Source organism: Agromyces sp. S2-1-8, from assembly GCF_021129215.1.
Taxonomy (GTDB): domain Bacteria; phylum Actinomycetota; class Actinomycetes; order Actinomycetales; family Microbacteriaceae; genus Agromyces; species Agromyces chromiiresistens.
The window spans coordinates 755,606-777,643 of sequence record NZ_JAJOLP010000001.1 but is presented as its reverse complement, the minus strand read 5'-3'; the positions used below and the strand labels follow the sequence as shown (position 1 = coordinate 777,643).

21 protein-coding genes are annotated in these 22,038 nt (G+C 71.6%); 4 read left to right on the top strand and 17 right to left on the bottom strand.

Annotated features, from left to right (window positions below; genetic code table 11):
• Window positions 1–50: 50 nt before the first annotated feature.
• From LR269_RS03550 to LR269_RS03505, 10 genes are all read right to left on the bottom strand, one after another.
• Window positions 51–1,592, bottom strand: a complete 1,542-nt coding sequence (locus LR269_RS03550) for an amino acid permease (RefSeq protein ID WP_231429325.1) — start codon at window positions 1,590–1,592, stop codon at window positions 51–53.
• Between the two features lie 12 nt (window positions 1,593–1,604).
• The gene (locus LR269_RS03545; RefSeq protein ID WP_231429324.1) at window positions 1,605–2,978 is read right to left on the bottom strand and encodes a glutamate decarboxylase; all 1,374 of its coding nucleotides are present in this window, start codon (window positions 2,976–2,978) and stop codon (window positions 1,605–1,607) included.
• Between the two features lie 281 nt (window positions 2,979–3,259).
• Window positions 3,260–4,153, bottom strand: a complete 894-nt coding sequence (locus LR269_RS03540) for a glycine betaine ABC transporter substrate-binding protein (protein WP_231429323.1) — start codon at window positions 4,151–4,153, stop codon at window positions 3,260–3,262.
• Between the two features lie 151 nt (window positions 4,154–4,304).
• Window positions 4,305–5,267 (bottom strand): proline/glycine betaine ABC transporter permease, encoded by a 963-nt coding sequence (locus LR269_RS03535; RefSeq protein WP_231429322.1) that lies wholly within the window; start codon window positions 5,265–5,267, stop codon window positions 4,305–4,307.
• Window positions 5,264–6,640, bottom strand: a complete 1,377-nt coding sequence (locus tag LR269_RS03530; RefSeq protein ID WP_231429321.1) for a glycine betaine/L-proline ABC transporter ATP-binding protein — start codon at window positions 6,638–6,640, stop codon at window positions 5,264–5,266. Before LR269_RS03530 ends, LR269_RS03535 begins: the two co-directional genes overlap by 4 nt.
• A gap of 321 nt (window positions 6,641–6,961) precedes the next feature.
• The gene (locus tag LR269_RS03525) at window positions 6,962–7,384 is read right to left on the bottom strand and encodes a Fur family transcriptional regulator (RefSeq protein ID WP_231429320.1); all 423 of its coding nucleotides are present in this window, start codon (window positions 7,382–7,384) and stop codon (window positions 6,962–6,964) included.
• On the bottom strand, window positions 7,381–8,223 hold the full coding sequence (locus tag LR269_RS03520) for a metal ABC transporter permease (RefSeq protein ID WP_231429319.1): 843 nt from the start codon (window positions 8,221–8,223) through the stop codon (window positions 7,381–7,383). Before LR269_RS03520 ends, LR269_RS03525 begins: the two co-directional genes overlap by 4 nt.
• Complete coding sequence (locus LR269_RS03515) at window positions 8,223–9,212, bottom strand: metal ABC transporter permease (RefSeq protein WP_231429318.1); 990 nt, start codon at window positions 9,210–9,212, stop codon at window positions 8,223–8,225. The genes LR269_RS03520 and LR269_RS03515 overlap by 1 nt, the downstream gene beginning before the upstream one ends.
• 46 nt (window positions 9,213–9,258) lie before the next feature.
• A complete protein-coding gene (locus LR269_RS03510; RefSeq protein ID WP_231429317.1) occupies window positions 9,259–10,041 on the bottom strand; it encodes a metal ABC transporter ATP-binding protein in 783 nt (260 codons plus the stop codon).
• Window positions 10,042–10,045: 4 nt separating this feature from the next.
• Entirely contained in the window at window positions 10,046–11,131 is a 1,086-nt protein-coding gene (locus LR269_RS03505) for a metal ABC transporter substrate-binding protein (RefSeq protein WP_231429316.1), read from the bottom strand.
• 155 nt (window positions 11,132–11,286) lie between these two features.
• Here LR269_RS03505 and LR269_RS03500 point away from each other — a divergent pair, with 155 nt between their 5' ends.
• Complete coding sequence (locus LR269_RS03500) at window positions 11,287–11,775, top strand: GNAT family N-acetyltransferase (RefSeq protein WP_231429315.1); 489 nt, start codon at window positions 11,287–11,289, stop codon at window positions 11,773–11,775.
• An 83-nt stretch (window positions 11,776–11,858) separates the two neighbouring features.
• Here the strand turns inward: LR269_RS03500 and LR269_RS03495 are convergent, their stop codons facing one another.
• The 4 genes from LR269_RS03495 to LR269_RS03480 all read right to left on the bottom strand — a co-directional run bounded on the left by LR269_RS03495 (window position 11,859) and on the right by LR269_RS03480 (window position 16,669).
• Window positions 11,859–13,262, bottom strand: coding sequence for a dihydrolipoamide acetyltransferase family protein (locus LR269_RS03495; RefSeq protein ID WP_231429314.1), 1,404 nt, complete (start codon window positions 13,260–13,262; stop codon window positions 11,859–11,861).
• 50 nt (window positions 13,263–13,312) lie between these two features.
• Window positions 13,313–14,278 (bottom strand): alpha-ketoacid dehydrogenase subunit beta, encoded by a 966-nt coding sequence (locus tag LR269_RS03490; protein ID WP_374201157.1) that lies wholly within the window; start codon window positions 14,276–14,278, stop codon window positions 13,313–13,315.
• Between the two features lie 113 nt (window positions 14,279–14,391).
• Window positions 14,392–15,525, bottom strand: coding sequence for a thiamine pyrophosphate-dependent dehydrogenase E1 component subunit alpha (locus LR269_RS03485; RefSeq protein WP_231429313.1), 1,134 nt, complete (start codon window positions 15,523–15,525; stop codon window positions 14,392–14,394).
• A 16-nt stretch (window positions 15,526–15,541) separates the two neighbouring features.
• A complete protein-coding gene (locus LR269_RS03480) occupies window positions 15,542–16,669 on the bottom strand; it encodes a histidinol-phosphate transaminase (protein ID WP_231429312.1) in 1,128 nt (375 codons plus the stop codon).
• An 86-nt stretch (window positions 16,670–16,755) separates the two neighbouring features.
• On the opposite strand from LR269_RS03480, the gene LR269_RS03475 reads away from it, so the two are divergent.
• Window positions 16,756–17,139 (top strand): phage holin family protein, encoded by a 384-nt coding sequence (locus LR269_RS03475; protein WP_231429311.1) that lies wholly within the window; start codon window positions 16,756–16,758, stop codon window positions 17,137–17,139.
• Between the two features lie 9 nt (window positions 17,140–17,148).
• On the opposite strand, the gene LR269_RS03470 is transcribed toward LR269_RS03475, so the two are convergent.
• From LR269_RS03470 to LR269_RS03460, 3 genes are all read right to left on the bottom strand, one after another.
• Window positions 17,149–18,654, bottom strand: coding sequence for a hypothetical protein (locus LR269_RS03470; RefSeq protein ID WP_231429310.1), 1,506 nt, complete (start codon window positions 18,652–18,654; stop codon window positions 17,149–17,151).
• Window positions 18,651–19,061 carry a hypothetical protein gene (locus LR269_RS03465; RefSeq protein ID WP_231429309.1) on the bottom strand — a complete coding sequence of 137 codons (411 nt, stop codon included), beginning with the start codon at window positions 19,059–19,061 and terminating at the stop codon, window positions 18,651–18,653. The genes LR269_RS03470 and LR269_RS03465 overlap by 4 nt, the downstream gene beginning before the upstream one ends.
• Window positions 19,062–19,162: 101 nt before the next feature.
• On the bottom strand, window positions 19,163–20,083 hold the full coding sequence (locus tag LR269_RS03460; RefSeq protein ID WP_231429308.1) for an aminoglycoside phosphotransferase family protein: 921 nt from the start codon (window positions 20,081–20,083) through the stop codon (window positions 19,163–19,165).
• Between the two features lie 45 nt (window positions 20,084–20,128).
• On the opposite strand from LR269_RS03460, the gene LR269_RS03455 reads away from it, so the two are divergent.
• Together LR269_RS03455 and purB are read left to right on the top strand one after the other, a co-directional pair.
• On the top strand, window positions 20,129–20,656 hold the full coding sequence (locus LR269_RS03455; RefSeq protein WP_231429307.1) for a low molecular weight protein-tyrosine-phosphatase: 528 nt from the start codon (window positions 20,129–20,131) through the stop codon (window positions 20,654–20,656).
• The gene (gene purB / locus LR269_RS03450; RefSeq protein WP_231429306.1) at window positions 20,653–22,035 is read left to right on the top strand and encodes an adenylosuccinate lyase; all 1,383 of its coding nucleotides are present in this window, start codon (window positions 20,653–20,655) and stop codon (window positions 22,033–22,035) included. Before LR269_RS03455 ends, purB begins: the two co-directional genes overlap by 4 nt.
• The last annotated feature ends 3 nt before the right edge of the window (window positions 22,036–22,038 follow it).

Below are 22,038 nucleotides of genomic sequence, written 5' to 3'. Positions count from 1 at the left end.
GGTGCCGAACGGCCCACGGGATGCTCCCGTGGGCCGTTCGACGGGCGCGCTCAGCCGCTCGTCGCGGCGTCGCCCGACGGTGCGGTCGAGGCGGCCGAGGCGGCCGGTGCCCCCTCGTCCTCCTGATGGGTGCCGCGCATGGCCTTCTCCTCGTCGGACCGCAGGTCCCAGGAGGGGCGGCGGAACGCGTAGAAGAGCAGCGGCGGCACTCCCAGCAGCAGGATGACGCCGAGCACCACCAGCGCGTACATGCCGGCCGACATCGAGTCGAAGCCGCTCGGCGGGATGAACGCGAGGCAGAAGGCGGCGAGGCATCCCAGGAACCCGACGCCCGCGATGAACCCCATCGCCGGCACGCGGTAGGCGCGCTTGACGTCGGGCTCCTTGCGGCGCAGCCGGATCGCGGCGGCGAACATGAGCATGTACATGATCAGGTAGAGCGCCGCGGCCATGTCGACGAGCGCGATGAACGCCGAGTTCACGTTGGGGATGAAGATGAACATCGCCGCGAGCAGCGTCACGATCGTGCCCTGCAGCATCAGGATGCCCGACTGCACGCCCTCCTTGTTGCGCTTCTGGAGTCCGCGCGGCAGCAGCCCCGACTCGGCGGCGGCGAGCAGGCCCTTCGACGGACCGGCGATCCAGGTGAGCACCGAGGCGAGCGCACCCGCCGCGATGAGCGCCGAGATGACGGGCGTCGCCCACGACATGCCGAACGTGTCGAAGTACTCCTGGAACGCGAGCATGATGCCGTTCGTGAGCCCCAGGTCCTTGTTCGGCACGGCGATCGCGATCGCGATCGTCGGCAGGATGAAGACCGCGAGGATCAGCACCGATGCGAGCAGGATCGACTTGGGGTAGCCGCGGCCGGGGTCCTTCATCTGGTTCACGTGCACGGCGTTCACCTCCATGCCCGCGTAGGCGAGGATGTTCGAGACGATCAGCACGATCGACGCGATGCCCGTGAACGGCGGGATCATGTTCGCCGCCCCGAGCGGCACCTCGCTCGGCTCGCCCGTGCCCAGCCAGATGAAGCCGAACACGATGAGCAGCGCGGCCGGGAAGAGCGTTCCGAGGATGCCGCCCCACGACCCGAGCTTCGCGAACAGGTTGCCGCCGCGGAGGGCGATGAGCGTCGACCCCCAGTACAGCACCAGGATGATGATCGCCGTGTAGAGGCCCGAGTTCGCGAGCGACGGATCCATGAAGACGAACGCGATCGCCGCCGCGATGAAGGCGATCTGCGTCGGGTACCAGACCACGTTCTGGATCCACTGCAGCCAGACTGCGGTGAAGCCCCATCGATTGCCGAAGGCCTCCCGCACCCAGACGTAGACGCCGCCCTTCCACCCCGTCGCGAGCTCCGCCGCGACGAGCGCGGTGGGGATGAGGAAGAAGATGGCCGGGATGATGTACAGGGTCACGCTGCCGAGCCCGTAGACCGCCATCGCCGGCAGCGAGCGCAGGCTCGCGACCACGACGAGGGTGAGCAGGGCCAGCTGGCCGGCACCGAGGAATGCCGTGTGCGCCGTCTTCGGCGCAAGCGGGTGGTTCTTTCCGAGCCGCGGCGACTCGGTCGCCTGCTTGGTCATCTCAGTCGCCTCCTAGTGGTGGAAAGCCGGACGGTTGCCCTCGACGGGCATCGGCGATTCGAGCTGGTCGAGGTAGGCGGTCTCGGACTGGATGTCGCGGAGCAGATCCGTGGCGAGGTCCATGCTGAGTCCGTTGCGGACGACGATGCGCTGCACCGTGCGGTCGGCCATGTTGTCGGGCAGCGGGTAGGCGGGCACGAGCCATCCCTTCTGCCGCAGGCGGTCCTGCAGGTGGTACAGGTTCCAGTTGTCGGTGTGCCCCGGCTTGAGCCGCCAGGCGAAGACGGGGATGTCGGTGCCGTCGCTGATCAGGTCGAAGGCGCCGATCTCCGCGATGCCCTTGGAGAGGTACACGGCGACGTCCTGCGAGGCCTGTTGCACCGCGGCATAGCCCTTGACGCCGAGCCGCAGGAAGAGGAAGTACTGCAGGAGCACCTGCGCCCCTGGACGCGAGAAGTTGAGCGCGAGCGTCGGCATCGAGCCGCCGAGGTAGCTCACCCGGAAGATGAGGTCGTCGGGCAGCACGTCGGCGGTGCGCCAGACGACCCAGCCGAGGCCGGGGTAGACGAGGCCGTACTTGTGACCCGAGGTGTTGATCGAGTGCACGCGCGGCAGCCGGAAGTCCCACTCGAGGTCGGGCTGGATGAACGGCGCGATCATCGCACCCGACGCGCCGTCGACGTGGATCGGCACGTCGAGCCCGGTCTTCGCCTGCAGCGCGTCGAGCGCCTCCGAGATCTGCTTGACCGGCTCGTACGCGCCCGTGTAGGTGACGCCCATGATCACGACGACGCCGATCGTGTTCTCGTCGACATACTCCTCGAGCTGGGCGCCGTCGAGCATCGGGTACTCGTCGCTCACCGGCACGTAGCGCGGCTCGACGTCGAAGTAGTTGCAGAACTTCTCCCAGCAGACCTGCACGGCGCTCGACATGATCATGTTCGGCTTGGAGGCGTCCTTGCCGGCGGCGCGGCGGGCCTGCTGCCAGCGGCGCTTCATCGCGAGGCCGCCGAGCATCGCCGCCTCCGACGAGCCGATGGTCGACGTGCCGATCGTGCCGTCGGGGTCGGGCGAGTGCCAGAGGTCGGCAAGCATGCGCCAGCACTTCTCCTCGATCGCCGCGGTCTGCGGGTACTCGTCCTTGTCGATCATGTTCTTGTCGAACGCCTCGGTGTACAGCGCCCTGGCCTCGTCGTCCATCCACGTCGTGACGAAGGTCGCGAGGTTCAGCCGGGCGTTGCCGTCGAGCATGACCTCGTCGCGGATGATCTGGTACGCCGTCTGCGGCAGCGACTCGTTCTCGGGGATGCGGTGCCCCGTGGTGACCGTCGCCTCCCCCGGCCGCGCGAACCTCGGGGTGTACTCGTTGTCGGACTGCTCGGTCATCGTCATCCCTCCATGCGTTGCCGTGCGCGATGCCGTCGGGGCATCGCCGAGGTGCGCGAGCGAGAGGAGCCGTTCCCCCGAACGTCGCATCCGATCGCGATGCTAGACCTCGGCGGGCGGCGGCCGTGTCACGCAGATCGCATGAACCGCGCGACGGCGATGACCATCGTTCGGGGGTGATGACGCTCCCGTCCGGATGACGCGCCGACATGACGACGGCGGGTGACGGACGCCGCGAGGCATCCACCACCCGCCGTGTCGTGTCGGCGGAGTCCGCTCCCCTACTCGGTGAGCCCGTCGACGTACTCCTGGTTGTCGGCGATCCACTGCTCGACGACGGGCCCGTAGTCGTCGGTGTCGGCCTCGTTGAACATGGCGTTCTCGAGCGAGAAGAGCAGCTCGCTGTCCATCTCGAAGTCCTCGAGCCAGCCGCTCAGCGTCGGGAAGCTCGCCTCGAAGCTCTTGCCGCCGAACGCGTGGATGCCCTCGGCGTCGCCGAGCGCGCCCTCGGGGTCCTCGAGGTCCTTGAGCGGGAACGCGTCGTACGCCCAGTGCGGACGCCACAGGGTGACGGCGATGTTCTCGCCGGCCTTGGTCGCAGCCGTGAGCTCGGAGAGCATCGCAGGCGTCGAGCTCGTGAGGTACTCGACCTTCTCGAGGCCGTAGGTCGGGATGACCTCGTCCTCCGTCACCCGGTTGAGGCCCGACCCCGGCTCGATGCCGACGAGCCGGTTGCCGAACAGGTCGGCGTTCGCGGCGAGCTCGTCGAGCGAGTCGACCGGCGCGTCCTCGTTCACCGCGATGGTGAGCTTCGCGTCCTCGTTCCAGGCGCCGAGGTCGACGAGGTCGTCGCCGTACTGCTCGATGTAGTCGGCGTGCGTGATCGGCAGCCACGTGTCGAGGGTGACGTCGTAGTCGTCGGTCGTGAGGCCCGAGTAGACGGGCGCCGGGTCGGCGTACTCGAGGGTGACGTCGTAGCCCTGCTCGGTGAGCACGGCCTTCCACAGCTCGCTCGCGGCGATGCCCTCGTCCCAGCCGTTGAACACGGCGATCGTGACGTCCTTGCGGTCGCCGTTGTCGAGCGTCTCCGCCTCTGCGGAGGTCGCGCAGCCGCTGAGGGCGAGGGCTGCGACGGCGCCGAGGGCGAGCGCCCCCGTGATGGTGCGGTGCTTCATGGTGCTTCCTTTCCTCCGCGAGCAGGGTCGCGGGTCGGGGTGAGGTCGATGGGAGCGCCGTCGGCCGGGCGGCGCTCGACGCAGGAGGACCCGTGTCGAGACGGCGGCCCGCCTCGATGCGACGCTTCGGTCGCGGCTCGAGCGAGGCCGGTCAGTCGGTCGGGGCGGATGCCTCGGCGCGGGCGCCCGCCGCGACGGGCTCGGGCTGCCCGGGGCCGCGGCCCGCGTCGCCCGACGCGTGCCTCGTCGGCGCCGAGGCATCCCCTCGCTGCCGGCGCGGGCGCCGGGTCCGTGGGGCTCCGAGCGCTCCGGTGATGCGATCGAGGATGATCGCGAGGACCACGACGGAGATGCCCGCCTCGAATCCGAGTCCGACGTCGATGCGCGTGAGCGACTGCACGACGTCGCCGCCGAGTCCGCCCGCGCCGACCATGCCGGCGATGACGACCATCGACAGCGACAGCATGATGACCTGGTTGACGCCGGCCATGATGCTCGGCATCGCGAGCGGGAGCTGGATCTGGCGGAGGATGCGCCACGGCGACGAGCCGAAGGCGTGCCCCGCCTCGACCACCTCGCGGTCGACACCGCGGATGCCGAGCTCGGTGAGGCGCACCCCGGGGGCCATGGCGAAGATGATCGTCGCGACGATGCCCGGCACGACGCCGACGCGGAACAGGATGAGCGCCGGGATCAGGTACACCATCGCGGGCATCGTCTGCATGAAGTCGAGGATCGGCCGGATGACGCGCGACGCCCCGTCGGAACGGGCGGCGAGCACGCCGACCGGGATCGCCACGACGACGGCGATCGCGCTCGCGACAAGCACGAGGGCGAGGGTCGCCATCGCGTTGTCCCATTGGTCGACGCCGACGATCACGAGGAGGCCGACGGCGGTGCCGACGGCGAGCTTCCAGCCCTTCGCGAACCACGCGACCGCGGCGAGGGCGATGACGACGGCCCAGAACGGCGGCGTCTGCAGCACGAACTCGACGAGGTCGTAGAAGCCGGCGAAGACATCGCGGACGACGCGGAAGAACCCGCCGAGCACCTCGGTGATGAAATCGATGAACGCGGCGACCCACTCGCCGAGCGGAAGGCGGAACTCGGTCATGCCAGGCTCCCCTCCCCCGCAACCACGACGGGCGATGCGTCGGCCGGCACCGTCTCCGCCGGCACCGTCTCGACCGGCGGCGCGTCGGCGACCGCCGCCTCCGCACCCGCGGTGCGGTGCAGGGTCTCGGTGATGACGTCGACCGAGATCGTGGCCGGCGTGTCGATGATCACCTGCTCGGCGGTGTCCGTGCTGACGTTACCGAGCGCGGCGAGCAGGGTCACCCTGGGCACGGCGCCGAGGAGGCGTCCCTCGCCGTCCACGACCGCGAGCGGGAGCTGGCTCTCGACGGCGCTGCCGAGCAGTTCGGCGAGGTGCTCGTCGACGCCCACGACCGGATGGTCGTCGCTGATCGCGAGGCCGAGGTCCCGCTCGCCTCGCTGCACGAGGCGCAACACGTCGCGGTCGTGCGCGACGCCGAGCAGGCGCCGGCCGTTTCCGACGACGAAGACCATGGAGGTCTGCAGGTCGCGCATCGTGCGCAGTGCGGCACGCGGACCGGCCGAGGCGGTCGCGACCGCGCGCGGCGCCTCCATGACGTTGCCCGCGGTGAGCACGCGCGCCCGGTCGACGTCCTGCACGAAGTGGGCGACGTAGTCGTCGGCCGGATCGGTGAGGATCTCCTCGGCGGTGCCGATCTGCACCACCCGGCCGTCGCGCATCATCGCGATGCGGTCGCCGAGGAACATCGCCTCGTTCAGGTCGTGCGTGATGAACACGATGGTCTTGCCGAGCTCCTGCTGGAGTTCGACGAGCTGCTCCTGCATCTCGCGCCGGATGAGCGGGTCGAGCGCCGAGAACGCCTCGTCCATGAGCAGGATGTCCGTGTCGGCGGCGAGGGCGCGGGCGAGGCCGACGCGCTGCTGCATGCCGCCCGAGAGCGCCGAGGGAAGCGTGTCGCTCCAGCCGCCGAGGCCGACGCGCTCGAGGATGCGTTCGGCGCGGGCCCGGCGCTCGGCCGGCGGCACGCCCTGGATCTCGAGGCCGTAGGCGGCGTTCTCGAGCACCGTGCGATGCGGCAGCAGGGCGAAGTGCTGGAAGACCATCGACACCCGGCGGCGGCGCACGGCGCGCAGTCGCTTCGGGGCCACGCCGGTGATCTGCTCCCCCATCACGGTGACGGTGCCGTCGGTCGGCTCGACCAGCCCGTTGAGCATGCGGATGAGCGTCGACTTGCCCGAGCCCGAGAGGCCCATCACGACGAAGATCTCACCTCGCCGCACGTCGAAGTCGGCGTCGATGACCGCGGCGGTGCCGAGCGGCGCGAGTTCGTCGCGCCCGGCGCCCTGCCGCAGTCGCTGCAGTGCTTCGCGCGGCTTCCGGCCGAAGAACTTGGTGAGGTGGCGCACTTCGAGTGCGGTCGTGTCTGACATGGTCTGGCTCCCCGAGGGCGCGCGCCGATCACCGCGAACGCCGGGCGTTTCGCGGTCGAGTCCGGGCGCGCCGAACTCCTGGGTCACGGCCGGGTTGACGGCGAGTCGGAAGCCCGGCACTCAAGCCGGGCGCATCATGGGGGCGCCGGGCGAAACAGGGCTTCGTCGCAGTCGGCCATCGGGGCCGGATGCCTCGCCGCCGAACCATACGTTCCGATGATTCCCGTTCGGGAATATCGAACCGCGGACTGGGCGGACGGTCTTGCAGGACCGCACCCCACCGTAACGAGGTTCGTGGCGGAACCCAAACCGAGCACGGTTTTAACCGGCTCGATCAGGGCTTTCCGTCGTCGCCGCGGGTCGCGTGCAGTCGGCGCAGAGCCCGAACACGTCGACGACGTGCGCGGCCTCGGTGAACCCGTGCTCGGCGGCGATGCCCTTGGCCCAGGCCTCGACCTCGGTGGCTTCGATCTCGACCGTGAGCCCGCAGTTGCGGCAGATGAGGTGGTGATGGTGGCCCGCGGTCGAGCAGGCGCGGTACAGCGCCTCGCCGTCGGGCGACTGCAGCGAGTCGGCCTCGCCGCTCGAGGCGAGGTCGCCGAGCGCGCGATAGACCGTCGCGAGCCCGATCGGCGAACCGCTCGCGTGCAGCGCCGAATGCAGCGCCTGCGCGCTGATGAACCCCTCGGTCGTGTCGAGGGCCTCGCGCACGGCCTCGCGCTGCCAGGTGTTGCGTTTCATCATGCGATCCGTGCGCCCTCCGCGGTCTCGACGGGGATGTCGGTCCGCTTCAACGGTAGCGCGCGGAGCTTGGAGATCCCCAGCGCGAGCAGGAAGAACGCGGTCGCCGCGAGCGCGATCGCCGGGCCGGCCGCGACCGCGAACATGCGGGAGGCGAGGACGCCGATGACGCCCGACGCCGCGCCGATCACGGGCGCCGCCAGGAGCACGCCGCGGAACGAACCGGCCACGAGCCGCGCGGCCGCCGCGGGTGCCGCGATGAGCGCGATCGCGAGGATCGCGCCGACGGCGGGGAGCGAGCTCACGACCGAGGCCGCGGTGAGGCCGAGCACGACGAGCTCGATCGGCCATTCGCGGTAGCCCATCGCGCGGAACCCCGCCGGATCGAAGGTCGAGAACGCGATCTCCTTGCCGATGAGCGCGACCACCGCTATCGCGACCGCTGCCACACATGCCGCGAGCAGAATGTCTCCGTCGCTCACCGTCAGGATCGAGCCGACGAGCAGGCTCTCGGCGCGCACCGGGAGGCCCGGGAGGAGGGCCTGCAGCAGGGCGCCGGCCGCGAAACCGCCGGTGAGCACGATGCCGGCGGCGACTTGGGCACCCTGCCGGCGGACACGGGCGATGCCGGCCATGACCGCCACGAGCACGATCGAGGCCACGGCCGCACCGGCGGGCACGCTCACCCCGAGGGCCGCCGCGGCGACTGCGCCGGGATAGGTGCCGTGGGTGAGGGCCTGCGCGAAGAAGGTGCGCTTGCGCAGCACGACGAGCGCCCCGACGAATCCTGCGCCCACGCCGATGACGATGGCGGCGAGCAGCGCCCGCTCGAAGTAGCCCATCAGCGCTCCTCCCCGGCTCGCCTCGCACGCGCGGCGTGCTCGAGCGGCGCCGCAGGACGGCGCGCCCCTGTCCGCGCTGGCCGAGGAGCATCCGACGCAGGAGGAAGCGGCTCGAAGCCCGACCGCCCGACCCCGCTCCCCCGCACCCATCCGGCCACTTGCGCGACCGCCAGTACGAGCGCGTACCCGAGCACGAACACGGCGACGATCGTCGCCCCGGCCGGCACGTCGACGCCGGCACCGACCGACACGGCGAATCCGGCCGCCAGCCCGAGCCATGCCGCCACTGCGGCGAAGCCGGCAGCGACCGGGAACAGCCACCACAGTCGCATCGTCACGAGCCGCGCCACCGCCCCCGGCACGATGAGCAGGGCGAGCACGAGCAGCGTGCCGACCGTGCTGGCTGCGGCCACGACCACGAGTGCGATCGCCGCGTTGAGCACGAGGTCGAGCACGAGCGCCGAATCTCCCGCAGCGCGACTCCCCCGGGCGTCGAAGGCCCTGAAGAGCTGCTGCTTGAGCGTGACCACGACCGCGACGAGCGCGACGCCGCTCACCGCGACCAGCGGCAGCACCTGGTCGGGCGGAATCGTGAGCACCCGACCGAACAGCAGCGCCTCGAGCTCACCCGCGTAGTCGCTGCTCTTCGAGACGACGATCACGCCGATGCTGAAGGCGGCCGTCAGCACGATGGCGATCGCGGCGTCCGACGTGACGCCGGCGCGGTCGAGCCAGGTGAGGGCGAGCGCACCGGCGAGGGCGGCGATCGCCGCGCCGGGGATCAGCCCGCTCGCACCGCCGACGGCGAGGCCGATCGCGAGTCCGGGGAAGACGGCGTGAGTCAGTCCGTCGCTGATGAACTCGAGCCCGCGCAGGTTCACGAGCACCCCGACGACGCCCGCGACGACGGCGAGCACGAGCATCACGACGAGGGCGCGCCCCATGAACGGGATCGCGAAGGCCGAGAACAGGGCGTCGACGATGGTCATCGGGCGCCGCTCCCCCGCCGCGACGGCTTATATGCCGATGTCCGCATCAATGTCCTTCGTGCCCGGGCACGACGAGGGTGTGCTCGTCGATCTCGACCTCGACGCCCTCGAAGCACTCCTGCACGTTGCCGAGGGTGAGCACGTCGTCGACCGGGCCGTGCGCGAGCTGGGTGCCGTTGACGAGCACCACCGAGTCGCAGACGAGCCGGGCGAGTTCGAGGTCGTGGGTCGAGACGAGCACGGCGACGCCGTCGGCCTTGAGCTGCCTGAGCGTCTCGACCAGCGCGTCGCGATTGGCCTGGTCGAGCCCGTTGAACGGCTCGTCGAGGAGGAGCAGCGCGGGTTGCGAGGCGAGCGCCCGGGCGAGCAGGCCGCGCTGCCGCTGGCCGCCGGAGAGCTCGCCGAACGGGCGCTTGGCGAGTTGCGCAAGGCCCACCCGGTCGAGCGCCTGTGCGACCGCTGCGCGGTCGGCGCGCCCCGGCCAGCGGAGGAGCCCAAGGCCGCGATACCGCCCCTGCATGACGACCTGCTCGAGGCTGATCGGGAAGTCGGCGTCGAGCTCGGCCGACTGCGGCAGGAACGCGACCATTCCGTTTCGGGAATGCGACGGGCGTTCCGAAGCGCGGGCGCCGCCGAGCTCGAGCGTGCCGGCCGTTCGCGGCACCAGCCCGAGGATGCCCTTGAGCAGCGTCGACTTGCCCGCGCCGTTCGGCCCGATGAGCGCCACGGCCTCGCCGCGGCCGATCTCGAGGTCGAGGCCGGCGACGCCGGCGCCGCCCGGATGGGTGAACGCCGCACCGGTCAGCCGCAGCACGGGGGAGTGGGTCATGCCGTCATCCTTGCAGTGCCGCCGGCAGCGGGGAAGGCTCGACGCCCCACGACTCGAGGATGAGCCGCGCGTTGTGCACCTGGCTGCCGAGGTAGCTCTCGCCGTCGCTGCCGGCCGCGCCGAGCGAATCGCCGTAGAGCGCGTCGGGTCCGGAGTACACCGTCGCCCCCGACTCGGCCCCGATCGTCTCGGCCGCCTTCGGCGAGATCGACGCCTCCGAGAACACCGCCTTCACACCGGTGTCGCGGATCTTCGCGACGAGGTCGTCGATCTCGGCGGCGCTGGGCTCGGCGTTGTCGTCGAAGCTGGGGATGATGCTGCCGACGAAGGTGATGTCGTACGCGTCGACGAAGTAGGTGAACGCATCGTGGTTCGTCACGAGCAGCCGGTCGGCGACCGGAACCTGTTCGACGTTCTCGGCGATCCACTCGTCGAGCGCGTCGAGCTGCTCGAGATAGGCCGTCTCGTTCGCCTCGACCGCGTCGGCGTCGATGCCGGGCACCTCGGCGAGGCCGTGCGCGATGTTCTCGACCATGTGCTCTGCGAGCTCCGGGTCGGTCCAGATGTGCGGGTTGCCATCGCCGTGATCGTGGCCGTCGTGATCGGCCGCCGGGTCCTCGGACTCATGCTCGGACGACGACTCGTCGTCGTGCTCGTGGTCGTGCCCCGAGTCATCCGTCTCGTGCTCGTGGTCGTCGGTGCCGTACAGCTCGATGCCCGTGCTGGCGTCGATGAGCACGCCGTCGAAGCCCGAGGCCTCGACCGCGTCGTCGAGCCAGCTCTCGAGGCCGGCGCCGTTGACGACGAGCGCATCGGCATCGCTCAGCGCGAGCAGCTGCGCGGCCGAGGGGTCGAACCCGTGGGCGCTCTGGCCGGGGGAGAGCAGCTGGGTGACCTCTGCCTCGTCGCCGGCGAGCTCGCGCGCGAAGTCGCCGACCTGGGTCGTGGTGGCCACGACCCGCGGCGCGTCGGCGCTCGCGCCGGCCGCCCCGGGCCCTGCGCAGCCCGCGAGCGCCAGTGCGCCGACGGCACCGAGCCCAACGGCGGTCGTGGCGGTGAGCATGCGGCGAGGTCGGGGGAGCGTCGTCATGCCTTCACTCTAGGTGTTATTGATAATGATTGTCAAAACCATCTGGCGGCGCGAAGAATCGAGGGGGAGCCCGGGTGATCTCGAAGCCCCGCGTCAGCCGCCGCGCTGTGGACAACCCTTGGCGTGTGTCGTCGGGTCGTGCAAGAGTGAAGTACGTGGATACGACGACGACACCCGCGCTCACGTTGCATCCGTTCACCGTCGCCGATGCCGAGCGCGTGCTCGCGGGCGAGGTCGATCCGCACGATGGCTGGGAGGGCGCCTACGCCTTCACCGACGAGCCCGAGCTCCTCGCCGAGTACGTGCAGGCGGTCCGTGAGAGCGGCGACCCCGCGCCGTTCGGACCGTACCTCGTGCATCGCGGCGAAGACGGACCGGCCATCGGGGGAGTGAACCTGTTCGGTCCGCCTGGCCCCGACGGGGCCGTCGACTTCGTGTTCGGGCTCGTCCCGGCGGTGCGCGGCCAGGGCCTGGCGCTGCACACGATCCACGCGGCCGTGGAGCTCGCGCGCTCGGCGGGCGCACGCATCGTGCGCGCCGAGGCCGAGGTCTCCAACCTGCCGGCCCGTCGCACGCTCGAGCGCGCCGGCTTCGCCGAGGCCGGCCGCACGCCCGACGCGATCACGTACGAGATCCGCCTGTAGCCGACCTGTTGCGCCCACGCTCCTCGGCCGGTCCGCGGCGCACGATAGCTGCGGCGACGCCGTGGAGCGGGGCGAGCGGCCCACTACTCGAGCAGCAGCGCCGGCTCCTCGATGATCGAGGCGACGTCGGCCACGAAGCGCGAGACGACGTCGCCGTCGACGACGCGGTGGTCGAACGAGCCGCCGATCGTCGTCACGAAGCGCGGGCGCACCTCGCCGTCGACGACCCACGGCTTCTGCTTGATCGTGCCGAGGGCGACGATGCCGACCTCGCCCGGGTTCAGGATCGGCGTGCCGGTGTCCATGCCGAAGACGCCGATGTTCGTGATCGTGATGGTGCCGCCCTGCATCTCGGCGGGCTGGGTCTTGCCCTCGCGGGCGGTGAGCGTCAGCTGCTCGAGGGCAGCCGCGAGCTCGACCATCGACATGTCCTGCGCGTTCTTGACGTTCGGCACGATGAGGCCGCGCGGCGTCGCCGCCGCGATGCCGAGGTTCACGTAGTGCTTGACGATGATCTCGTCGTCGGTCCACTGCGCGTTCACGGTGGGATTGCGCCGCACCGCCCAGAGCATCGCCTTCGCCATGATGAGCAGCGGTGAGATCTTGATGCCGGCGTAGTCGGGGGAGGCCTTGAGCCGCTTCAGGTACTCCATGGTGCGCGTGGCGTCGACGTCGACGAAGACCGACACGTGGGGCGCCGAGTACGCGCTCTGCACCATCGCGTTCGCGATCGCCTTGCGCACGCCCTTCACGGGGATGCGGGTCTCGCGGTCGGCCGGCGCCTCGGGCGTCTGGATGTTGCGGAAGACGCTCGCCTGGCTCGCCTCGCGGATGACGTCGTCGCGCGTCACGTCGCCGATCGGCCCCGTCGGTGCGACGCGCGAGAGATCGACGCCGAGATCCTTCGCGAGCTTGCGGATCGGCGGCTTCGCGATCACCGGAACGTGCGGCTCGGGCTTCGCCTCGGCACGGGCTGCGGGGGCGGGGTGCGTCGTGGCGGGCGCCGCCGGCGGAGTGGGGGCCGGCACCGCGGGAGCCGCCGGCGGGGCCGGCGCGGGGTGCGGAGCGAGGTTCACGTGGGCGCCGTTCGGCGCCGGGTGGCGGCGACGACGGGTCGCTGCCGGGCCCGACGAACCGTGCCCGACGAGCACGGCGCCGCTGCCCTCCGCCTCGGGCGCGGGCGCAGGTTCGGCGGGAGCCGAGGTCGCACCGGCTTCGGGCGCCCCGGCGGGCGCCGTGCCCGCGGCATCCGTCTGGATCACGAGGATGGGCGTGCCGACGTCGACCGTCGCGCCCTCGTCGACGAGCAGCTCGGAGACGACGCCCTCGAACGCGCTCGGCAGCTCGACGAGCGACTTCGCGGTCTCGATCTCGACGAAGACCTGGTCGAGCGAGATGCGATCGCCCGGCGCGACGCGCCACTGCACGATCTCGGCCTCGGTGAGGCCCTCGCCGACATCGGGAAGGGGGAATCGGATCTCGCTCATCAGTCTTACCCTCGCAGTCGAGTCATGCCGTCAGCGTCATACGAGCCGGGTCAGTACGCCAGGGCGCGATCCACGGCTTCGAGCACCCGGTCGGGGCTCGGGAGGTACTCGGTCTCGAGTGCGGCCGGCGGGAACGGCGTGTCGAAGCCCGACACGCGCAGCACGGGCGCCTCGAGCGAGTAGAACGCCCGCTCGGCGACGGTCGCCGCGATCTCGGAGCCGACCGACACGTTGCCGTAGGCCTCCTGCGCGACGACGAGGCGACCGGTGCGGTGCACCGAGTCGAGCAGCGGGCCGTAGTCGATGGGGGAGAGCGAGCGCAGGTCGACGACCTCGACGCTCGTGCCCTCTTCGGCCGCGATGTCGGCGGCCTGCAGCAGCGTCGAGACCATCGCGCCGTGGCCGACGACGGTGACGTCGGTGCCCTGGCGCATCACTCGGCTCGCGTGCAGCGGCAGTCCCGCGTGATCGAGGTCGACCGGGCCCTTGGGCCAGTACCGGCTCTTCGGCTCGAGGAAGAGCACCGGGTCGTTCGACTCGATCGCCTCGCGCACCATCCAGTAGGCGTCGTGCGGGTTCGACGGGCTCACCACGCGCAGGCCGGGAGTGTGCGCGAAGTACGCCTCGGGGCTCTCCTGGTGGTGCTCGATCGAGCCGATGTGGCCGCCGTACGGCACGCGGATGACGACGGGCATCGTGACGCGGCCCTCGTGTCGCAGCGTCTGCCGCGCGAGTTGCGTCGTGATCTGGTCGAAGGCGGGGAAGATGAAGCCGTCGAACTGGATCTCGCACACCGGGCGGTAGCCGCGCATCGCGAGGCCGATCGCCGTGCCGACGATGCCCGACTCGGCGAGCGGCGTGTCGAGCACCCGCTTCTCGCCGAACTCGGCCGACAGCCCCTCGGTGACGCGGAACACGCCGCCGAGCGGTCCGATGTCCTCGCCCATGAGCAGCACCTTCTCGTCGGCGCGCATCGCGTCGGCGAGGCCGGCGTTGATGGCCTTCGCCATCGACATGGTGTGCACGCCGCGCACGGCGTCGGCCGGCGCGGCCGACTCCGTCGCGACATCCATGACGGATGCCCCGGCCGTCGTGTCGCTCGTCACGCGTACCTCCTCGTCGATGCCGCTCACGCCTCGCCTCCCTCGAACGAGGTCTCGAACGCGTCGAGCCAGGCGAGCTGCTCGGTCATGAGCGGGTGCGGCTCGCTGTAGACGTGGGAGAAGATCGTCTCCCGCGTCGGCGCCTCGAGCTCGAGCGTGCGCCGGCGCACGTCGGCCGAGACGTCGGCGGCCTCCTGGTCGACCTCGTCGAAGAACGCGGCGGAGGCTCCGCGGCCCTCGAGCCACGTGCGGTAGCGGGTGATCGGGTCGCGCTCGGCCCAGTAGGCCACCTCGTCGTCGGTGCGGTACTTCGTCGGGTCGTCGGCCGTCGTGTGCGCACCCATGCGGTAGGTGAGCGCCTCGATGAAGCTCGGGCCCTCGCCGGCGCGCGCCTCCTCGAGCGACTGGCGGGTGACCGCGTAGCTCACGAGGACGTCGTTGCCGTCGATGCGCACGCTCGGCATGCCGAAGCCGGCGCCGCGCAGCGACAGCGGGCTGCGCGACTGCCGCGAGACGGGCACCGAGATCGCCCACTGGTTGTTCTGCACGAAGAACACCTGCGGCGTCTGGTAGCTCGCGGCGAAGACGAGCGCCTCGCTCGCGTCGCCCTGCGAGGTCGAGCCGTCGCCGTAGTAGACGAGCACGGCCGCGTCGGACTCGGGGTCGCCCGTCGCCGTCGCGCCGTCGAACTGCAGGCCCATCGCGTAGCCGGTGGCGTGCAGCGTCTGCGAGGCGAGCACGAGCGTGTAGAGGTGGAAGTTGCCGCTCTCGTCGGGGTTCCACCCGCCCTGGGTCACGCCGCGCAGCAGCGCGAGGATGCCCACCGGGTCGAGCCCGCGGATCATGCCGACGATGTGCTCGCGATACGAGGGGAAGAGGTGGTCCTGCGGGCGCGCGGCATGCGCGGAGCCGACCTGCGCGGCCTCCTGGCCGTGGCTCGGCACCCACAGTGCGAGCTGGCCCTGCCGCTGCAGGTTGGCTCCCGTGAGGTCGAGCCGGCGCGACACCGCCATGTCGCGGTAGAAGCGCTGCAGGGTCGTGTCGTCGAGCGCCTCGACGAGGGGCAGGTACGGCTCGGCCTCGGGGGTCGGTCGCAACTGGCCCTCAGGGGTCAGGAGCTGGACCGTCGGCGCGGTGAAGTCTCTCTCGCGGGCTGCCACCGTTCCACGCTACCCGCTATGCGGGACGCCCTTCTTGTGAGGCCGGTACAAGCTCACTGAGAATCGTGAGGAGGGTTTCGACAGACTCCGGCTCGCCGATCGAGATCCGGATGCCGTCGGGGGCGAACGCCCGCGTCACGAGGCCGGCGTCGAAGAGGCGCTCGGCGACCTCGGTCGTCGCCTCGCCGCTCGGCAGCCAGATGAAGTTGCCCTGCGCCTGCGGAATCGGCCAGCCCTGTGCGATGAGCGCAGCCCGCACCCCGTCGCGGCGCGCGGCGATCACGCCGACCCGGTCGAGCAGCTCGGCCTCGGCCGCAGGCTCGAGCGAGGCGATGGCCGCCGCCGACGAGGCCGCCGTGACGCTCAGGGGGATGACCGTCGCGCGCGCGGCGTCGAGGATCGGCACGGGCCCGATCGCATACCCGACGCGCAGGCCCGCGAGACCGTACGCCTTCGAGAAGGTGCGCAGGATGACGAGGTTCGGGTACCGGCCGAGCAGGGTGCGGCCGTCGACGGCCTCATCGACCGAACCGGGGCCCTCGCGGTCGACGAACTCGATGTACGCCTCGTCGAGCAGCACGAGCAGGTCGGACGGCACCTTCGCCATGAACGCCTCGAACTCGGCGGCCGTGACGACGACACCGGTCGGGTTGTTGGGGGAGCACACGATCGCCACGCGCGTGCGCTCGTTGATCGCGGCGGCCATGGCATCGAGGTCGTGGCCGTGGTCGGGGCGATTCGGCACCTGCACGCTCGTCGCGCCGGACACCGTGACGAGGCCCGGGTACGCCTCGAACGAGCGCCACGAGTAGACGACCTCGTCGCCGGGCGCGGCCGCGGCCTGGATGAAGGCGGCGAGCAGCGCGACCGACCCGGCGCCGACGAGCACCTCGTCGGCGGTCACGCCGAAGCGGGCACCGAGTCGTTCGCGCAGCGCCAGCGCCGTGGCATCGGGATAGCGGTTGACCGTCGCACCGGTCGACGCGACCGCCGAGGCGACCGAGGGCAGCGGATCGAACGGGTTCTCGTTGCTCGACAGCTTGTAGCCGTCGGCCGGGGCAGGGCGGCCCTGCCGGTACGGGGGAAGGGCGGCGATCTCGGGGCGCAGGCGAACGCCTGCGCGCGAAGGCTCCGGTGCGGTCACGCGTTCAACCGTACCGCCTCGCCCCGCGGAACTCCTCGCCCGGCGGGGCTCTTCGCCCGGCGGGCGCGGTCTGACAGAGTGGGGGCATGCGCTTCATCGTCAAGGTCATCGTCATCGCCTTCGCGCTCTGGCTGACGACGCTCATCGTCTCGGGCGTGAACGTGGTGCCGTACGACGACACCGACATGGCACGGGTGCTGACGTACCTGCTCGTCGCGCTCATCTTCGGCCTCGTCAACGCGATCGTCGGCACGTTCATCAGGGTCGTCGCGTTCCCGATCTACGTGATCACGCTCGGCCTCATCTCGTTCATCGTGAACGGGCTGCTCCTGCTCATCGTCGACTGGATCAGCGACCTCATGGGCTTCGGCCTCGTCGTCGACAGCTTCTGGTGGGGCGTGCTCGGCGCGCTCGTGCTCGGACTCATCAGCTGGCTGATCGGGCTCGTCGTGCGACCCTCGAAGGACTGACCGCACGCCTCACTGCCGCCGGGCGACCCACTCGCTCACCGCGCCCTCGCCGCCGCCCGTGAACGCCAGCAGCTCGCGGAACTCCGCGAGCCGCGGGTCGTCGGACTCGTCCATCAGCGCCGCGGTCTGCCGATAGCGCTCGAGCGAGTGCGCCGGCAGGATCTCGCCGTCGTACGACCGGCCGGGTTCGAGCGCGTCGCGTGCGACCACGATGCGCTCGGGCGACGGGTGACCCGCCCCGCCCAGCGCGGGTACGAGGTCTTCGGTGTGCTCGACGGCGACGTTCGGCACGCCCGGCCGCGTCGGCGCCGAGTCGTTCGGCCCGCCGAGGTCGAGCGCCCCGATGACGCCCAGGGACGGGTCGCCCGCGAGCCTCGCCCCGATGATGCCGCCGCCCGAGTGCCCGGCCACGAGCACCGGGTCGTCGGGCGCGATGCCCGCGGCCGACATCGCCTCGCGCACCGCGCGTTCGCCCGCGCCTGATGAGGCACCCGCGCGCCGCAACGCGTCGAGCGGCGAGTCGTCGGCGATGCCGTGCAGGTTGTTCACCATGTCGAAGGGCTGCTCGCCCGCGACGACCCCGAGTTCGACGGTGCCGCTGACGTACACCACCCATCGCGGGTCGCCGGGCTCGCCGTAGCGCTCGATGCGGATCTGCGGCCCCTCACCGCCCGGAATGCGGCCTGCGAGGTCGCCGAAGCCGGCCGGCGCCCGCACCGTGCGTTCGGGGCCCTCGGACGGATGGCCGCCGGGCGCCTGGCCGTCGCCCGCCCGGTCGTCGCGATCCGTGCGGCGAACGCGGACGGGTCCGTCGACGAGCGCCGGCGCACGGAGCGCCGCGGCGAGCGCGAGCAGCACCGACGCGCTCTCGGGCGCCCCGACATGCGGCCCGATCAGGGCGGCGAGCTTCTCACCGCCCGGCACGTGCAGGGCGCCGAGCACGAACTCGTCGACCGAGTCGACGGCAGCGCGGACCGCGCGCACGAACAGCGGGTCGGACAGCACGCCCCGGTTGGCCGCGAGCCACTCGTCGAGCGCGGTCGCGCCCCACACCTGCCGGGCCGACGAGTTCGCCCCCGCGGCGAGCGCGACCCCGCCGGCGAGGGCGGCACCACCGGGTGAGACCAGGAACGAGCCGAGCAGATACCCGGCGACGCCGCCGCCGACCCGCCAGGCGCCGTCGACCAGCTGTTCGGTCAGGCCGTAGCGCTCGGCGCTCGCGATCAGCGCACTGCGCAGTTCGTCGCCCTCGGCCCGGCGGTCGCGCAGCGCGCACTCGAGACGGTGGGTGGCCCCGGCGGGGTGCGGCCCGTTCCAGAGCGTCTGCCGGCCGGCGAAGCCGCCGGCATCGCGGTCGGCGCCGAGCGCGTCGAGTTCGACCGCCAGTCCGGCGGCGTCGCCGGCGGCGGCTTCGAGCGCGGCGACGGCGGCGCCGAGGCGAGCTGCGTCGGCGAACAGGTCGTCGGTCGCGACGGCGGTCGTCCCCCCGCCCGAGATCGTGATGGCGTCGCTCATGCCGCACCCCGGCGCTCGTCGGCGACCCGCAGCATGCGTGCCTGCTCGGCGAGGTCGGCGGCGCGCCGGGCCTCTTCGGCGGCGCGCACGTCTCGCTCGGCCTGTTCGTACGCGGCGATCTCATCGCCCATGCGCCGGATGCGCTCGTCGAGCTCGACGACGGCCTGATCGAGCAGGCCGACGGCGGCGAGCGCACCCGACCTGAGCTCGTGCAGCCGTTCGGCGTAGCGGTCGGCCGCCTGCGAGCGCCACGATCCGCCGTCGGGCGGCAGCATCGCCGCGGCGTGCCCGATCGCGGTGCGCAGCGGCGCGAACCGCCCCCGCAGCATCGTCGCGCGATCGAGCTCGTCGCGGGTCGCGCAACCGCCGCCCGTGAGCGCGAGCAGCCATTCGTCCGAGGCATCCATGCCGGTCAGCCTGCCGGTGCGCCGCGGCCTCCACGATCGTGCGGGCCGCGCCTGTGCACCCGCGCACGCCGACGGCGAGTGTGGAGGACGGGTGGGCGGGCTCAGCCGACGAGCACCTGCGCGAGCGCGAAGCGCCCGAGGCGCCCGATCGGTCCCGATCCGTCGAGTTCGTCGACGACCGCGCTGCCCCAGACGAGCGCCCAGCCGCGGGCGCGCCGCCACGTCGCCGCGTCGACCTGCCGGCGCCGCTCGACCTCGCTCCGGAAGGCGGCCCGACCGGTGGCGCCGAACGTCAGCCAGGCCGTCGCGAGATCGGTGGCCGGGTCGCCCGCGGTCAGGTCGCCGAAGTCGATCACCGCGGCGAGATCACCGGATGCCTCGACCACGAGATTGCCGGGATGCAGGTCGCCGTGCAGCCAGGACGGCGGGCCGTGCCACGCGGGCGCCCCGAGCGCATCGCTCCAGAGGTCGCGCAGGGCCGCCACGTCGAGCCCGTCGAGATCACCGGTCGCCGCGCGCACCGCGAACCGGTCGAGCCGGGCGCGCACCGCCTCGTCGCGCACGCTGAGCGGTACGCCGCGATACGGGTTGCGGGGGGCGCCGTCGGGCGCCGGCACCGCCATGGCATCGACGAATCCGGCGAGCGCGGGCGCGAGGATCGCACGGCGTGCGGCCGACGCCTCGGCCGCCACGGTGCCCGTGAACCACGGCACGATGCTCCACGGCGCGTCGAACCCCAGGTCGGGGGCGGGGCGACCGATGCGAACCGGCGCGGGCACGGCGACCGGCAGCCGTGCGGCGAGCTCGGGCAGCCAGCGCTGCTCGTGCGCGATGAGCGGCACCGCCACCAGCCGCCGCGGCAGCCGCACCGCGAGCACGTCGCCCAGGCGGAGGATCGCGTTGTCCCACCCGTTCGCGACGAGTTCGAGCGGGCCCGCCAGGTCGGGATGCTGCCGCTGCACGAGCCGCGCCGCGAGCTCGGTGTCGACCTCGAAGTCCGGCACCGGGGCATCCATCGTCATCTCCACCCATTCCTGAAAGCCGCATTCTCCTCCACAATGGAACCCATGACGCGCGCGGAACCCGCGGGGGAGGCCGCGCAGCCCTTCCGGGTGTCCTTCGTGTGCACCGGCAACATCTGCCGCTCGCCGATGGCCGAGGTCGTGCTGCGCGCCCTCGCCGAACGTGCCGGACTGGCGTCGCGCATCGCGATCGAGTCGGCCGCCACGGGCGATTGGCACGTCGGCGAGCCGGCCGACCAGCGCACCGTCGACGCGCTCGCGCGCGCCGGCTACGACGGCACGCATCACCGTGCGCGGCAGTTCGACGCCGGCGACTTCCCCGACCTCGACCTCGTGGTCGCGTTCGATCGCGGGCAGGCGCGCATCCTGCGCAACTGGGCCGCCGGCCCCGTCGAGGAGCACAAGGTGCGCCTGCTGCTCGAGTTCGAGCCCTCGCTCAGCACGCTGCAGGACGTGCCCGACCCCTATTACTCCGACGATGCGATGTTCGATCGGGTACTTGAGATGATTGAACGGTCGACCACGGCGCTCTTCCGGCAACTCGCGCCGGCTCTCAGACAAGGAAACCGATGACTTCGCTGCCCCCCCAGCCGCTCAGCCCCCTCGACGGACGCTACCGCTCGGCGGTCGGCGAACTCGGCGAGCACCTCTCGGAGGCCGGCCTCAACCGGGCGCGCGTGCACGTCGAGATCGAGTGGCTCATCGCGCAGACCGACCGCGGCTTCTTCGGATCGTCGCCGCTCGGCGACCACCAGAAGGCGGCGCTGCGCCAGGTCGTCGCCGACTTCGGGCAGCCCGACATCGACGAGCTCGCGTCGCTCGAGGCGACGACGCGCCACGACGTGAAGGCCGTCGAGTACTACGTGCGCCGCCGGCTCTCCGACCTCGGGCTCGACGCGATCGCCGAGCTCACCCACTTCGCCTGCACCTCCGAGGACATCAACAACCTCTCCTACGCGATCACCGTGCGCGACGCGGTGCAGCAGGTCTGGCTGCCGAAGTACCGCGCGGTCATCGCCACCCTGCAGGCGCTGGCCGTCGAGCACCGGGATGCCTCGATGCTGAGCCGCACGCACGGCCAGCCGGCGACCCCCTCGACCATGGGCAAGGAGCTCGCGGTCTTCGTGCACCGCCTCTCGCGCATCGCCGCGCAGGTCGAGGCGACCGAGTACCTCGGCAAGTTCTCGGGTGCGACGGGCACGTTCTCGGCGCACGTCGTCGCCGCACCGGATGTCTCGTGGCCGACCGTCTCGCAGGAGTTCGTCGAGTCGCTCGGGCTCGGCTGGAACCCGCTCACGACGCAGATCGAGTCGCACGACTGGCAGGCCGAGCTCTACGGTCGGGTCTCGCACGCGAACCGCGTGCTGCACAACCTCGCGACCGACATCTGGACGTACATCTCGCTCGGCTACTTCCGGCAGATCCCGGCGGCCGGCGCGACGGGCTCGTCGACGATGCCGCACAAGGTCAACCCGATCCGCTTCGAGAACGCCGAGGCGAACCTCGAGCTCAGCTCGGCGGTGCTCGACTCGCTCGCCGCGACGCTCGTGACCTCGCGCCTGCAGCGCGACCTCACCGACTCGTCGGCCCAGCGCAACATCGGCGTCGGCTTCGGGCACTCGATGCTCGCGCTCGACAACATCCAGCGCGGGCTCGGCGAGATCGACCTCGACCGGGCGCTGCTGCTCGCGGACCTCGACGGCAACTGGGAGGTGCTCGGCGAGGCGATCCAGACGGTGATCCGCGCCGAGGTCGTGGCCGGCCGGTCGACGATCAGCGACCCCTACGCGCTGCTCAAGGAGCTCACGCGCGGCAAGCGGGTCGGCGCCTCGGACCTGGCGACCTTCGTCGAGTCGCTCGAGATCGGCGACGAGGCGAAGCAGCGCCTGCTCGCCCTGACGCCCGCATCGTACGTCGGCATCGCCGACGACCTCGTCGACCGGCTGCCGTAGGCG